The sequence below is a fragment of the Aquibium sp. ELW1220 genome (assembly GCF_030398385.1).
In the GTDB taxonomy this organism is placed as follows: Bacteria; Pseudomonadota; Alphaproteobacteria; order Rhizobiales; family Rhizobiaceae; genus Aquibium.
Genome location: NZ_JAOAOQ010000003.1, coordinates 62,540 through 76,602 on the forward strand (window position 1 = coordinate 62,540; position 14,063 = coordinate 76,602).

Here is a 14,063-nt window from a genome sequence, read left to right on the forward strand (position 1 = left end):
CCGGCTGGAGCAGTCATCCTCGACTGTCGGATGAAGCGGCTCGCAACCAATCCTGTTCCGGACGGCCACGTCTTCGCTTTCCGCTCCACGAAGCAGGAGCGGGGATTCCTCAGGTGGCGTGCTTCAGGAAGCTCTCGACGCCATCGGCGAGCGAGCCGTTCAGCGCGCGGACGCGTTCGGCGAGCACGCCGGTGCCGGAGAGGCTGCCGATCGTCTTGTTGGCGTCGAACAGCACCGCCTGTCCGTCCACCATGACGAAGTCGAACTTGCCGTAGTCGAAGCCCATCTGGTGGCGGATCATGCGGATGGAGTCGGGAACTTCGGTCGGCTCGCTGTGGAAGATGCCGTTGCCCTTGACGATCGGAGAGGCTGCAACATTGCGGCTGCAGCGCTCGGACGTGCCGCAGAAAAGATAGGTGCGCGCGACGTAGCCCTGTTCCGTCTCCTCGCCGACAAACTTTTCCACGACGGCGCCGGGATCGCCCCAGACGCTGGCCGGCACGTCGGAGATCGACCGGCAGACATTATAGTCGCCGAAGACCCGCAGGCCCGGATGCGGCCGACGCGCCAGTCGCCAGGCGGCGTTGCGGTTCTGATGGCGTTCCGGCTTGCCCAGGTAGTTGAGGTTCGACTTGATGATCACCTTGCCGCTCCAGTCGCTGTCCGGCCCGACAAGCAGCGTCGAGAAGGAGCGTTTCGTGATGTCGCCGACCTTCGCGTTGATCGCGGCCGGGAATCTCGCCGCGACGGCGAGGTATTCGGGCGGCACGACGGAACTGTCCACGTGGAGAATGAGGAGGTCGCCTGCAGGCACCCGGTCGGGGCGGCCCGTCTCGGTGATCCGGTGGCCACGCGCGGCGAGGATCGCCAGCAAGTCACCCATGATGTAGCGCGCAGCCTTGCCGGCAAACCCGACTCGCCGGCGGAACGTGTCAAACCGATGGTGCAGAAGGACGACATGTGCCAATGACGCAACCATTCCGAGAAGGTGATGGGATAAGGGGGTGTAGTTGCAGGTGAACCAAAAATCTATCCCTCACTTCCGCAGGCTCATCCCGCTGTGGCAGAAGATGGGACTGCCACTCAGACCGCGCGAACCGGTGCCGTCGGTTCTCGCGCGGCTCCTTTCGGGGCGGCCGGCGAAGCTCCTGATGCTCGGCGTCACGCCCGACTACGCCGGGTTCGGCGACGACCTGACGGCGCTCGACTGGTCGCCGGAGATGGTCGCCGAGATTTGGCCGGGCGACACGGACAAGCGCCGCGCCGTGCTGGGCGACTGGCGCGACATGCCGTTCGAGGCCGAGAGCTTCGACGCGGCGATCGGCGACAACGCCATGACGATGCTGGCCTGGCCCGACGATGTCGATGCGGTGCTGGCGGAGGTGCGCCGCGTCGTTAAGCCCGACGGAATCGCGGTGTTCCGCTGGTTCCTGGCGCCCGATAGCCCGGCGACCGACACGGAACTCAAGGCGCTTGCGCTGTCGCTTCGGGACAAGGCCTCCGACATCATGCGCTGGCGTTTCGTCATGGACGCCGTGCACGAGGCGGGCGAGCCGACGGTCCCGGTCAGGGCGGCGTGGCGCAAATATTCGCGGCTTTTTCCCGATTTCGGCGAGTTGGCGCGAGCCAATGACTGGGACGCCGCGGAACTGGCCGAACTCGACATCTATCGCGAGTCGACCGCGCAATTCACCTTCCCGACCCTTGCGCAGATGCAGGCCGCCGCGGGCCGGCATTTTTCCTCGATCGAGCTGGTGCCCAGCGGCGACTACCCGCTCGCGGAGTTCGCGCCCTTCGTCATCTTGGGTCGTTGACCGGATCCGGCGTTGGTGAGCGCGCCGGGAACGAGCCCTGCCGTGCAGATGGCGCTGCTGGCGCCGGCGCGCGGGCGGTGACGCCCGCGTCCGTCCAGGCGGCCGGCTTCAGGCTGACGGGCGAAGGGGTCGGACATGCCGCCGGCAGGACCGCTTTCCTCTGGCCCTTCGGATCGCGGCTGGCGGGAGGCTCCACCGCGCCCGTTCAGCCGGCATCGATCACCATCGCCTCTCCCCGTCCGGTTCGGTACCGCCGATGAGGCGCCCATAGACCGCTCGCGCCGCATCGGCCGATCACCCTTGCGTGGGCATGTTGTCCCGCCGCCTCCGGCCGCGGCGTGCCGCACGGGCTGTCCGCGCACGGCCGCGCGATGCGCGGTCACCCAAAACTTTCGGCCAAGAGGGACGTGCCCTCTCCAGCCTTCCCGATGATGTGGAATTCAGTTATGTGAATAGGGTCGGCGGCATGGAGGTGTCGGCGCAAACGGGAGGAGATTATCCGTGAACAAGATCAAGAAGTACCTTTCCGCGCTGGCGATCGCCGCGATGATGACCGCACCTGCGGTCGCGCAGGACCGCGAGGGCTGGCCGAACGAACTGACGATCGGCACCGCGAGCCAGGGCGGGACCTATTTCGTCTACGGCAACGGCTTTGCCAGCTACATCACCGAGAGCCTCGGCCTGAACGCCACCGGCGAAGTGACCGGCGGCCCGGTGCAGAATGTCACCCTGGTGGAGACCGGCGACCACCTGATGGGCCTCGTGACCATGGGCCCCGCCTATGACGCCTGGACCGGCAAGTCGGAACTGGCGCCCGGCCTCGAGCACAAATCGATCCGTGCCCTGTTCCCGATGTACCAGACGCCCTTCCAGGTGATCGCGCTGAAATCGTCGGGCATCAAATCGGTCTCCGACCTCGCCGGCAAGCGTGTCGGCGTCGGCCCCGCGGGCGGGACGCCCGGCACCTACTGGCCGCAATTCATGACCGCGCTCGGGATCGAGGCCAACATCTCGAACGCCGGCGCCTCGGATGCGGTCGGCCAGCTGGCCGACGGTCTCATCGACGCCTTCGCCTTCGCTGCGGGCGTGCCGATCTCGGCCTTCTCGCAGCTGGCCGCCGAGCAAGACGTGGTGATGTTCGGCCTGTCGGAATCCGAACTGCCCAAGGTGCTGGAGGCGTTTCCGGCCATGGCGCCGCTGACCATCCCGGCCGGCACCTATGCCGGGCACGACTACGACCAGCCGACCGTGGCGCTGTGGAACTTCGCCATTGCGCATCAGGACATGCCGGAGAGCCTGGCCTACGAGATCACCAAGCTGGCGATGGAGAACCCCGACCGGATGGTGCAGATCCATGCCGCGGCATCCGAGACCCTGGTTGCGAACTGGGACAAGAACACCTTCATGCCCTACCACCCCGGCGCCGTCCGGTACTTCACCGAAAAGGGCATCACGATCCCCGACAACCTGAAATAGGCCACGGCCCGCGCCGCCCGCCGCCGGCCGGTCACGGTGCGGCGTCGGGCGGCGCGTCGCCTCTTGCGGACGCAACCGACAGGCGGGGGGACGATCATGAGCGCCAGCACCGACAGCGACGGCCTTCTCGGCAAGGGTGTCGACGACGAGATCTTCACCGCCAACCAGCGCAAGCCCCTCGGCACGTTGAAGCTCGCGCTGGCCGCGCTGTGCGTCCTCTACACCGCCTTCCACATCGCGGTGATGAACCTCTATCCGCTGGAGACCTGGACCTATCGGCTGATCCATGTCGGCGGCGGGCTGGTGATCGGCTTCCTGCTGTTCTCGTCGGCGCTGTTTGCCGACGACGCGCCCGGCCGCGCGGGAACGCGCCCGGCCCTGCGGCTGGCGCTGCTGGCGCCGGGGGCGCTGGCGGTGACGCTGGCGTTTTCCCAGGCCGTCGGCTTCTGGCTGACCGGCGAAGGAGTGGGACAGGCCGCCGGCAAGACCGACCTCGTCTGGTCCTTCGGCTGGCCGCTGGTGGGCGGCTCGCTCTGGCTGATCCTGGTCGGATGGCTGATGCCCGACCGCGACCGCAGCCGGATCGACGTCGCCGACGCCTTCCTGGCGCTGGCCGCCGTGGCGGTGACGCTCTACATCATCTTCCACGCGCCGCTGCTGCGGCTGCGCGCCGGCACCGGGCTCGCCAAGGATGCCGACCTCTACGCGGCGATGGCCGGCGTGGTCCTCATCCTCGAGCTGACGCGCCGCCTGGCGGGCCTGGCGCTGGTCATCATCTGCGGCGTCTTCGTCGCCTACAGCTTCGTCGGCCCCTGGCTGCCCGGCATCCTGCAGCACCGCGGCTACACGGCCAGCCGCTTCTTCACCTACATCTTCACCGACCAGGGCATTCTGGGCCCGACGACGGCGATCTCGTCGACCTACATCATCCTGTTCGTCGCCTTCGCCGCCTTTCTGCAGGCGAGCCGCGTGGGCGAGTACTTTGTCAACTTCGCCTTCGCCGCAGCGGGCGACAAGCGCGGCGGACCGGCCAAGGTGGCGGTGTTCGGCTCGGGCCTGATGGGCATGATCAACGGCACCTCGGCCGGCAACGTGGTCGCCACCGGGTCGCTGACCATCCCGCTGATGAAGCGGGTGGGCTACGCTCCGCAGACGGCGGCGTCGGTGGAGGCGGCCGCCTCCTCGGGCGGGCAGATCCTGCCGCCGATCATGGGCGCCGGCGCCTTCATCATGTCGGAGATCACCGGCATTCCCTATGCCGAGATCGTGGTCGCCGCGATCATTCCAGCCATCCTCTACTTCCTGTCGGTCTATTTCATGGTCGACCTCGCGGCGCAGAAGTTCGGCATGAAGGGCCTGCCGCGCGAGGAACTGCCGAAATTCGCCAAGCTGGCGCGGCAGGCCTTCCTGTTCATCCCGATCATCATCCTGATCGGGGCGCTGTTTGCCGGCTATTCGGTGATCCGCGCCGGCACGCTGGCGATGGCGGCCGCCGCCGTGGTGTCCTGGCTGACGCCCTACAGGATGGGCCTGAAGGAGATCCTCTACGCTCTGGAGCTCTCCACCAAGATGAGCCTGCAACTCGTCGCCGTCTGCGCGGCGGCTGGCATCATCGTCGGCGTCATCGCGCTGACCGGAATCGGCACGCGCTTCTCGTCGCTGCTGCTCGGTCTCGCCGACCAGAACCAGGTGGTCGCGCTGTTCTTCGCCATGGTGGTGTCGATCGTGCTCGGCATGGGCATGCCGACGACGGCAGCCTATGCGGTGGCCGCCTCGGTAATCGCGCCCGGCCTGATCCAGATGGGGATCGAGCCGCTGACGGCGCATTTCTTCATCTTCTACTTCGCGGTCATGTCGGCCATCACTCCGCCGGTGGCGCTCGCCGCCTATGCCGGGGCGGCGATCGCCCAGTCCGACCCGATGAAGACCTCGGTGGAGAGCTTCAAGATCGGGCTCGCGGCCTTCGTCGTGCCGTTCATGTTCTTCTCCTCGCCGGCGCTGCTGATGGACGGGACCTGGCTGGAGATCGCCCACGTCACCGTCACCGCCACCTTCGGCGTCTACATGCTGGCGGCCTGCGTCCAGGGCTGGTACTTCGGAGCGGCCAGCGCGCTGGTCAGGGGCGGCACGCTCGTCGCCGGCCTCGCCATGATCGAGGGCGGCTGGCTGACCGACGTCGTCGGCCTGGCGATCGCCGCCTTCCTCTTCCTCGTCCAGACCCGCGTCGTGCGGCCGAAGCACCTGGCGCGAGGGCTGGACTGAAGCGCCGCACAGGCCGCGCAGCCGCCTGTCGCCCTGCTCGCGGCCGCACGGATCGAAGGCATTCCCGCCCCGGGTACAGCAGCATGCTCGTCCGCTGCGTGGCGCAAGGCCCGACCACGGGATCGCTGCACGCCGACCCGCTGCGCGGCAATCCCCCCTTGCCGGCCCCCCCGGCAGTGCGGCCAGCGCGCTGGTCAGGGCCGGCCCGCAGCCCGGCAATCGCCCTCTCCCGTCCGGCTAAGCGCCCGGAACGGCCGCCGCGCCGATGCGGGAACGCCCGACCGCCCGCGGCCGCCGGATTTCCGGCGTTTTTTCCGGTTGACCGCCCCTGACTGCCTCCCTATGTTCCGCCGCACTTTCCGGCGCGCACTGCGCGCTTCGGGAGCGCGTAGCTCAGCCGGTAGAGCAACTGACTTTTAATCAGTAGGTCCTGGGTTCGAGCCCCAGCGCGCTCACCATAAAATCAATGACTTAGCTGCATTTATGTGCTCATGGGGTTTGGTCAGTAAGCACATAGTAAGCAGGCGGGCAGGAAATCGGGCCGCTTTCAGCCGCGAGCAGCTCCGCCAAAGCGGGCCATCAACCCGCAAAGTTCGGCCGTGACAAGATCATCGAGACGCGCGCATTCATTCTCCAGCCGTTCATAGGTTGACCAGTGCATTCCCTTCGGCTTCGGTGGAAACGGATCGTCGAAGCAGCCTTCGCCTCCCAGCCGCATTCGAATCTCCCGTGACCTTGATGCCGCGCGCCCGAAGATATCTTCGCTCTGCGACGCATAGGCGAGGTTCAGGCATCTCCGGCAGCGGAAACGCGAGCCGCCATAGAGCACCATGTTTCGGCTGCCGCATCGAAGACAGCCGAGATAGACGCGCGAGCCCCCGAACGGCTGTTCTCTTCGCAGCAAGGGCACATGCTCGTTTACCGGTGTCCATTCTACCTCGCCCACCTGCCGGGTTCGGTAGTCGAGTTCCAGGCTGTTCGGATGGACCTTGTAGCGTATCCATCCCGTCTGTTCACCATGACGGGACCAGGACAGCGTTCCCTGAAACCCTGTCCGCAATAAGCTTTGCTTGCGCATGTATCGGACGTCGATCCTGAGGCTCGCTTCGCATGTGCTCCGCGTTCCATAGCGCCAGCGATTGCCCGATCCGCTACCGCCCATGACGACCTCCGATTTTACCGAAATCTTGTGTCAAGTTGCTAGCTCATCTTACAACAAGAGCGATCAGGGTGCATGCGACTTAAGGTGTTTCGTGTTGTCTCAGCTTGATATTTGTACTCCCCATGATATCGTGAGTTTGCGGGGGTAGGCGTTGCAATGGACAGCATTTCTATTGCGGGCGAGTCAGTCACGGCCGCAACGGCTCTTGCGGGCTTGATTCTGGTATACCTCGGCAGTCTCACTGCAAGTTTCAGCACATATCAGCCCCAAGAACGGAAGTCGGTTCTGGCAAGCTTTCAAAAGCGGGCTTGGACTGCTTTCGTTGGATTGGTCCTAGCCCTGCTATCGGCGGCTCTAGGCGTTATGGGCAAATGGCTTCCAAACGAATGCGTTGCCGACGTGGGCACCGCATTTCTGCTCCTGTCTTTCGCGTGGGGAGTTGGTATTGCGCTGATAACGGCAAGGGAGATTTCCTGAATGGCTCTCACGCTTGAAGCCGAGCAGCGCCTTTCTGACGTGGGCATTGTGGATTTTTACCAGAATGATGCGGCGGTATGGCTCGCCACGGTGCGCGATACGAAAAAATTTGTGAAAGGGAACTTTCCAGCGGGCGCGTTGATTCGTAGGGATGACATTGCAAAGGCGCTATCTCCGATCTTGGAGGTTCACGAGGGCTTCCGCGATTTTCGAAACAGCGAAAAGTTGCGTGGGAAATTTTGGATCAAGGACTTCGCAGACCTCCTAATTGACCGGACATGGGACCAACTGGACGAGGAGAACGCCAATGGGGAAAACTGAGCAGAATTTGAAGGCTTCGGAAGACTTCATTCGCCGTGTTCTGGAGAAGAATTTTCGCCAGAAAGTTGACCCTGACGCGCTGCGAACCGCTGCAGAGAAGCTATGCGACGCGCTACCTGAACCCAAAAAAGAGGCAGCCTAAGGCGGCCCCTTGTGGCAAGTCCGCGCGTCCAAGGCCTTGACGCAACTTCGTCCACCATCAGGCGCAGGTCTTCTAACGGCAAGCCCTGTGCCTGTCTGTGGTAAGCAGAACATGACTGGCTAGGAGAACCTCCACGTAGTGCGTAACGGCCTTCGTAATCGCCGTCAGGCATGCCACCCAGCCAAGGGTTCGCAGTCGTCGATCAAATCGTTGGATTTTTCGCCAGTGGCGATGCGTACAACGCGGGCGGCATTGCCGATTACGTTGGCGGGACGCTTTTGGCCTTGGTCTGGTTGGCATTCTTAGTTCCAAGAAGTTCCTCTAGTTCATCCATCGCGGCCATCAGTAGAGCGGTGGAACGCATGATCCGGAGCCGTTCTTCATCTGTCCGGATTGGCTGGGCGAAGTCCCAACGGTTCAAGGCTATGCTTTCCTTACATGTCTCGATATCACGCCGGAGTTTAGCGGCGTCGTAGTCGTTCGGATCTGGCTTCCAATCGTTAATAGGCATCGTTTCCTCCTAAGGTTTGTGGCAGGCGTATCGGAGTTCGGGCTGGCGCGCGACAGGTCGATCAAAGCCGGTATTTTCAGACTGAGTATTTAGGGGGTATTTAATTAAGCAAAACCATATCCTCAATCTCGAAAGGGCCGCTCGGGAAAATGCGGTTTCGGCTCTGGCTCCATAAGGCCTTGAGGAAGACGCCATCGGCCTCACGAAAGGTCCAAAAAACCGACTTGTACTCCTGATGAGTGGATCTGATTTTCACGCCGTTGCTGTCGGAGTGAAGCCTGCCGGTATCACCGTCGTCCTTGATCTCGACAAGTGCGATATTGTCCCTTGTCCGCCTCCCGTTTACTCCCACGACAAAATCAGGAAAGAACCGCTTGCCTGTCGGAAGGATTAGGCGCGTGGCCCATCTCTCGTTCTCCGGGTTGCGCAGCCACCATTTGACGCGTCCCGTATCATCATTGTCCAGCATCTCGGCGAAGGCCCGCTCAGGACGATTGAAGCGACCAATGAAGGCTCCATAGGCCCCTTTCTTCGCTTTAGGCGCGTCCATAGGCCCAAACTGCTCCACAGGGATCGTCTCATTGGTTTCGAGACGAATGTGCTGACTCTGAGCGATCCGAACGGCCTCTTTCAGCGCCTGCGGCTGGCGCAAGATGGCCAAATTGATCGTCCTGCGAATGTCGCGGCTCATCGCGGCGATGCCATCCTTTTGGCACAGGCGGGAAAGCTCGGCCTCTACCGCTTCGCGGATGCGACGGGGGTCGATCCCGTCATTGAACATAAGCTGCGCCTGCGCCTGTTCTGCGATCTGTGCCGCCGACATTCTGACACTCAGGCTGCGCTGATCCGTCTGACCCGCATTGAACAGATCGCGCATCGACAATTCGGCGTTGCTGTTCACCGCCAGCAACATCGAAGTCATGGGCACCATGCGGCAAAACTCGCGGGCGATCTGCGGGCAAAGGTCGCCCTCAATGTCGAATAGGTTCGGCAATTCCTCCCGCACAAGCGCAGTTGGAATGCCCAAGTCCGCCCGCAGCAGATACTTCACCTGATGCTCTTGCGGCACGGGCTGCGCGGGTGTCACGCGCGGCGACAGCACATCGGGCAGGTTCGGGAACAGCGGAGGGGCGGTCGGAGCCGAGAAGCCTTCTACAGCACTCAGGGCGCTTTGCTGGCGCAGGGTCGAGGCGGTGGCATAGTTCGGGTTCAGCAACCCCATCGACACCTGCCGTTCAACCCGGTCGCCCTCAGTCTCACCCGGCACAGCCTGCACAGGCGGGGGCGGCAACGGCGTTGCGCCATAGCTTTCCGCCGCCCGTGTATCGTTGCCCAACACGTTCACGTCGAGCGTATCGGTCAGAACCGCGATCCCCTCGCGCACAGCTTTCAGATCAGCGGCGGCTTCATCCAGCCCCACCTGCAACTCCGGGTCCGACATGAAGACATAGCCCCGGTCCAGCAGCGGCTCAGACCCATGCAGCGGGCGCACCAGCGGATGCACCCGCATGATCCGGCCCACGATCTGCAAACCGAAGTCCCGCCCACGCGACGGGCGCACGGAAACCAGCGTCCATGCCCGAGGTGCGTCGAACCCGGTCGCCACGGCCAGCTTGAACACCAGAACCTCGATCTCGGGGTCATAGGCCAGTGTATGAAACGCGGGGTCCGGCTCGCCCGAGGTGTGAACGGCAATCGCCTTTTCGGGCACCCCGATCTCGATCAGCCGCTCCTTCACCCGCGCAACCGGGTCTTCCTTGCCCTCTTGCTGATCCTCGACCTGCACCAGCATCAGCGGCGTCAGGCTGATCCCCTTCTCGGCCAGCTTGTCCTTGATGAACGAATGCTGCGACCACCCCGCCGTCAGGGTCGCCACTTCGGTGTCGATCAGCGCCCGGTCCTCTTCCTTGAACCGCAATACGCCGACCATCAGGCCGATCTTGTTCAGCCCCGCCTTCACCACCGCCTCACGGGCAACTGTCACGCGGCTGGCCACCTTCAACCCGGCATCGCGTTCGAACTTTTCCAGCTTGGCATCGTTCGGCGTGGCCGAGGCCAGCACCGTGAAATCGGGCGAGAGCACATTCAGGAAGAAATCCGCCGTCGCCGCCGCACCCGAGCCGAAGTTCAGATGCGCCTCGTCGATCACCACGCCGATACGGAAGCCCCGCTCGCGCAACTCGGCAATCATGCTGTCCACCGACAGCGACGCCTCCTTGTCACTGCGGACCTTGCGGCTTTCCTTCTTGACCACCGCGACCGAGGCCCAGGTCTGCACGAACACATCCCCATCCCGTGCGGCGCTGGCCTCACGGTCGGCATAGACATCGCGCTGGCGCAACGCGCCGCATTGGGCGGTCAGGGCGCTGCGGGTCTGCGCCACCAGCCCAGCATAGGGAGCAAACCAGAACCATACCGTCTTGGCGGAAAGCTGCCCGCGCACGGCTTCCAGCGCACGGCCCAGCATCAGGGTCTTGCCCGATCCGGTCGGGGCTTGCAGCAGGATCACCCCCAACTCACGCGAAATCCGCGTCCGGTGCTGGGGTTCGCGGTCATGCAGGGCAGATACGGTGCGCAGCGTCTCGGCCATCGCATCGACGGCGTTCAACTGATACTTGGCCAAGGATACCCGGAAATCAGCGTCACCCGTCATTGGCGGAACCTTCCGACCAGTTCGGTGCGCACGGACCGCACGTCCAGCACATCGCCAAGGGCGGCGGTGATCTGGCCCGGTGCCCATGCATAAACAAAGGCGTTCTCGCGCCGATCCACCACTCCGCGCAGATGGTCAAGCAGGTCTGTGCTGACCCGATCCGCGAAGATCAGGGTCTGGGCTTCCGTCTTGTGCTCCTGCCACGGCGCTTGGGTGTATCGGGTCATGGGCAGACGATGCAGCGTTTCCAAGGCCGCCCAAACCTCGGCAGGAGCAAGGTCTTGGTCGAGGTCTTCAAACTCGATCTCGCGGCAGCGCAAATAGGCAAAGTCGGCGGACAGGTCGGCGAATTGTGGGTCTTTGGAAGCGTTCAGTCTACGAATTCGTTCTGCTGTGAGGTCACGGCAAAGGTTCTTCTCCTGATCGTCGGTCGTCGCCTCTGTGGACGACACGACGATGAAGCGGCGTTCGCCACCATCTTCTGCGTTTAGTTCCATAACCGCTTGTGCTGTGGTCGCAGAACCAGCGAAGAAATCCAAAACCGTGTCAAAAGGCGATGCTGCCTGACGAACCATTTCGCGTATCAACGAAACAGGCTTAGTGTAATTAAATGCCTTCGAGCCGAAGATATCTTGAATTGACGTTGTGCCTTCTTGGTTCATCCCGGCTACAATGAAAGCGCTGGGGTCAACGTCTTCACCTTCGGGCACAGTCTTTGATTCCGACAGCGGAGTGATCCATGATGACAAAGGCTGATTTGCGTTCTTAAGCTCGGACTTGTATCTGACCCATTGCGGAATTCCAAAACCAACACGCTTGCCGACCCAGAAATCCAAGTGCGGCATATCCCGCCAAATCTTCTTTGTCTTTTTCGCAAGCGGAACGTCGTTCGCATCAATTGCGTTCAGCAATTCCTTCATGGTCTCCCAGACCACAACTTTCTGGTCTTCAGGAAACACGATCCGACCGGCCTTGATCCATTTTCCGATTTGATCACCAGAAGGCATAACTCCTTTTGTCGCTGCGTCAGGCGGAAAGACCTTCATGACGTCCTTGATCGCTTCGAGTTCAGCATCCTTGCGACCGCCCTTCGGGAACGGGGCGGGCCAAACGCGCTGGGGGTTTGGAGGGTAGTAAATGTCGCTCTTCGGATCATACATCGCGTAGAACCCATTCTCACGCTCTGTCATGTCCTTTGGTTGGCTAATGTCACTCAACCTATACCAGTCCTTGGCCTTCTCATCCCAGAAGATGTACTTCTCGTAAGTCTTTTCGTGACCCGAAAACCGAAACTGCGGCTTTGCGTAAATCAGAACATGCTCATGGTTTTCTGAAATGAATGCGCCCTTTGCATCGTTTCCTCCTGTCCTTGTCCGCCAAACAAACGAACCCACTCGCATCCCCGGCATTGCCTCGTCCATCAGCAATTCCAGCTTTGCTCGCTGTTCGTCATTGATCGACACAAGGATAACTCCATCCTCGGCCAGCAAATCCCGCGCCAGCGTCAGGCGGCGGAACAGGAACTCCAGCCATGTCGAATGGAAATAGGCATCCTCGGGGTTGGCGTAATGGTCGTTATAGACCCAGTCCTTCGCCCCGGTGTTATAGGGCGGGTCGATGTAGATACACTTGATCTGCCCCGCCATCGTCATGCGCAGCCAGCGCAGTGCGTCGTAGTTGTCGCCCTCGATCACCATGTTTCGCCACGGTGCGGGCTTGTCCGACAGGTCGGGGATGATCGTCGCTGCCACAAAATTGGCGTCCACGGCGTTGTCCGCCTCGATCTCGTCCCGCTCCCAGACCAGCCCCAGCTTTTTGGTGCGGTCCCGTTTTTTTAGCAGTTCGATCAACTGCTCGCGAGGGAGATCGTCATATTTGCTCATACCGTGGTTCCGGATCGCTAAAATGCAACAATGGCCAGTTCGTCGACGCGAAAGCAGCCAGGACGCCCGCCGCTGACACTTGCCTGGAGATAGGCGCGGAAGTCGCGATTCCGCCAGCCTTGCCGGTCGCCCCTGCTTCCGCTGAGACGGAACAAGGTAATCTAAGCCTCTCTCCGGGTGTTCTCACTATCGGGCGCGCTGAGCAAGGCGGGGTTCGCCAAGGTGAACAAATCCGCCTCCTTGTGCCCCCCCTTTCGAACCCTGATGACCAAGCCAAGCCCCAGGAGGCCAGATCGAGCAGCATAGCCAGTTGTCTTGCCATAGGGCAGTCGGCGGGATTTCGCCATTGCCTCAATCGCAATGGCGAATCGCCTATGCGGGAAATGGCCATGGCTGGCTAGAAGAACGGAATAGAGAAAAAGCGCGTTCGGCGCATGCTTGCCGAGGGTGGAAATCAGATCCAATGCAAACCGGTTGACTCCGAACGTCGAGTTCGCCCCGCCATACAAGCTATTGGCCATGCGCTTTGACCACGCCCACGCCGCGATCTTCGACAGTTCCCCTTCAGGAAAGCCATCCCACGACTGGAAGTTTGCGACGGCGTAGGTCCGGACCTGATTTTCCAGTTGCTGGACATCAGACGCACCCTTTGCGAGTTGGATCGCTTTCTTGACCAAGGTGGAATTCCGGGTCCCGGGCGCGACCGGACCAGATAGGGACAAAATGTCCGCCGACTTCTCCACTGCCGCTTCTGTCGCGCCTGGATTTTCAATCAGCGGCCGGAACACCGGCAGTTCCTCCCATGGCGCGGACGCTGCATTGATGAGTTCGTAGGATGCGCCATCGGGACGGACTGATCCCGGTCCCACCACATAGTGGTTTGGCCCGCTTTTGATGTCGATCTTGATCGAGGGCTTTTTGACAGCTGATGGAACCACACCGTCGGCTCGATAGTAGAAGTGCATCCCCCGTGAGGTTTTCACCTGGAAACTGGTCGGCGGGAAATGCGAATCGACATATTCACGCGTCTCAGCGTTCCACGTATCGCAATCGACGACCACCAAATCATCCAAACGAATCCCGTAGGTGCGTGACCCCCTATGCGCCATTATCTCTTCGCACTTGCTGAGCGGCAGTCTGTGGAACGTCGCTTTATTCCAATTCCGGCGCAATGCGCGCTTGCCGTCATCACCACCACAAGGAAGCAAGTGAAATCCACTGGAATACAGGTCCGCCATGAGTTCGGTCCGCCCGGGGGGCGGTGCGGCATCCGCCGAAAACTTGAGCGCATGGCTCATCGATGCTAGTGAAACCAAGCTTACGCCTTTCTTCATCGGGAGGGTCAGAGGCTTGCCCCGGGGT

Annotated in this window: 10 protein-coding genes and 1 tRNA gene; 6 read left to right on the top strand and 5 right to left on the bottom strand. The window is 62.2% G+C overall.

Annotated features, from left to right (window positions below; all coding sequences use genetic code 11):
- Positions 1–109 precede the first annotated feature (109 nt).
- The gene (locus tag N1F91_RS03590; RefSeq protein WP_289990370.1) at positions 110–883 is read right to left on the bottom strand and encodes a hypothetical protein; all 774 of its coding nucleotides are present in this window, start codon (positions 881–883) and stop codon (positions 110–112) included.
- A gap of 187 nt (positions 884–1,070) precedes the next feature.
- Between N1F91_RS03590 and N1F91_RS03595 the strand changes: the two genes are divergently transcribed.
- The 4 genes from N1F91_RS03595 to N1F91_RS03610 all read left to right on the top strand — a co-directional run bounded on the left by N1F91_RS03595 (position 1,071) and on the right by N1F91_RS03610 (position 6,010).
- Entirely contained in the window at positions 1,071–1,814 is a 744-nt protein-coding gene (locus tag N1F91_RS03595; protein WP_289990371.1) for a class I SAM-dependent methyltransferase, read from the top strand.
- Positions 1,815–2,315: 501 nt separating this feature from the next.
- Positions 2,316–3,290, top strand: a complete 975-nt coding sequence (locus N1F91_RS03600; protein ID WP_289990372.1) for a TAXI family TRAP transporter solute-binding subunit — start codon at positions 2,316–2,318, stop codon at positions 3,288–3,290.
- Between the two features lie 96 nt (positions 3,291–3,386).
- Positions 3,387–5,552 (top strand): TRAP transporter fused permease subunit, encoded by a 2,166-nt coding sequence (locus N1F91_RS03605; RefSeq protein WP_289990373.1) that lies wholly within the window; start codon positions 3,387–3,389, stop codon positions 5,550–5,552.
- Between the two features lie 382 nt (positions 5,553–5,934).
- Positions 5,935–6,010 (top strand) — tRNA-Lys (locus tag N1F91_RS03610).
- Positions 6,011–6,099: 89 nt separating this feature from the next.
- Here the strand turns inward: N1F91_RS03610 and N1F91_RS03615 are convergent.
- Positions 6,100–6,714 carry a hypothetical protein gene (locus tag N1F91_RS03615; protein ID WP_289990374.1) on the bottom strand — a complete coding sequence of 205 codons (615 nt, stop codon included), beginning with the start codon at positions 6,712–6,714 and terminating at the stop codon, positions 6,100–6,102.
- Between the two features lie 477 nt (positions 6,715–7,191).
- On the opposite strand from N1F91_RS03615, the gene N1F91_RS03620 reads away from it, so the two are divergent.
- Both N1F91_RS03620 and N1F91_RS03625 read left to right on the top strand, forming a co-directional pair.
- Entirely contained in the window at positions 7,192–7,512 is a 321-nt protein-coding gene (locus N1F91_RS03620) for a hypothetical protein (RefSeq protein WP_289990375.1), read from the top strand.
- Positions 7,499–7,654 (top strand): hypothetical protein, encoded by a 156-nt coding sequence (locus N1F91_RS03625; protein ID WP_289990376.1) that lies wholly within the window; start codon positions 7,499–7,501, stop codon positions 7,652–7,654. Before N1F91_RS03620 ends, N1F91_RS03625 begins: the two co-directional genes overlap by 14 nt.
- Positions 7,655–8,265: 611 nt before the next feature.
- On the opposite strand, the gene N1F91_RS03630 is transcribed toward N1F91_RS03625, so the two are convergent.
- The 3 genes from N1F91_RS03630 to N1F91_RS03640 all read right to left on the bottom strand — a co-directional run bounded on the left by N1F91_RS03630 (position 8,266) and on the right by N1F91_RS03640 (position 14,035).
- The gene (locus N1F91_RS03630) at positions 8,266–10,818 is read right to left on the bottom strand and encodes a DEAD/DEAH box helicase family protein (protein ID WP_289990377.1); all 2,553 of its coding nucleotides are present in this window, start codon (positions 10,816–10,818) and stop codon (positions 8,266–8,268) included.
- A complete protein-coding gene (locus tag N1F91_RS03635; protein ID WP_289990378.1) occupies positions 10,815–12,701 on the bottom strand; it encodes a site-specific DNA-methyltransferase in 1,887 nt (628 codons plus the stop codon). Before N1F91_RS03635 ends, N1F91_RS03630 begins: the two co-directional genes overlap by 4 nt.
- 161 nt (positions 12,702–12,862) lie before the next feature.
- Positions 12,863–14,035 carry a bifunctional DNA primase/polymerase gene (locus N1F91_RS03640; protein WP_289990379.1) on the bottom strand — a complete coding sequence of 391 codons (1,173 nt, stop codon included), beginning with the start codon at positions 14,033–14,035 and terminating at the stop codon, positions 12,863–12,865.
- Between the last annotated feature and the right edge of the window lie 28 nt (positions 14,036–14,063).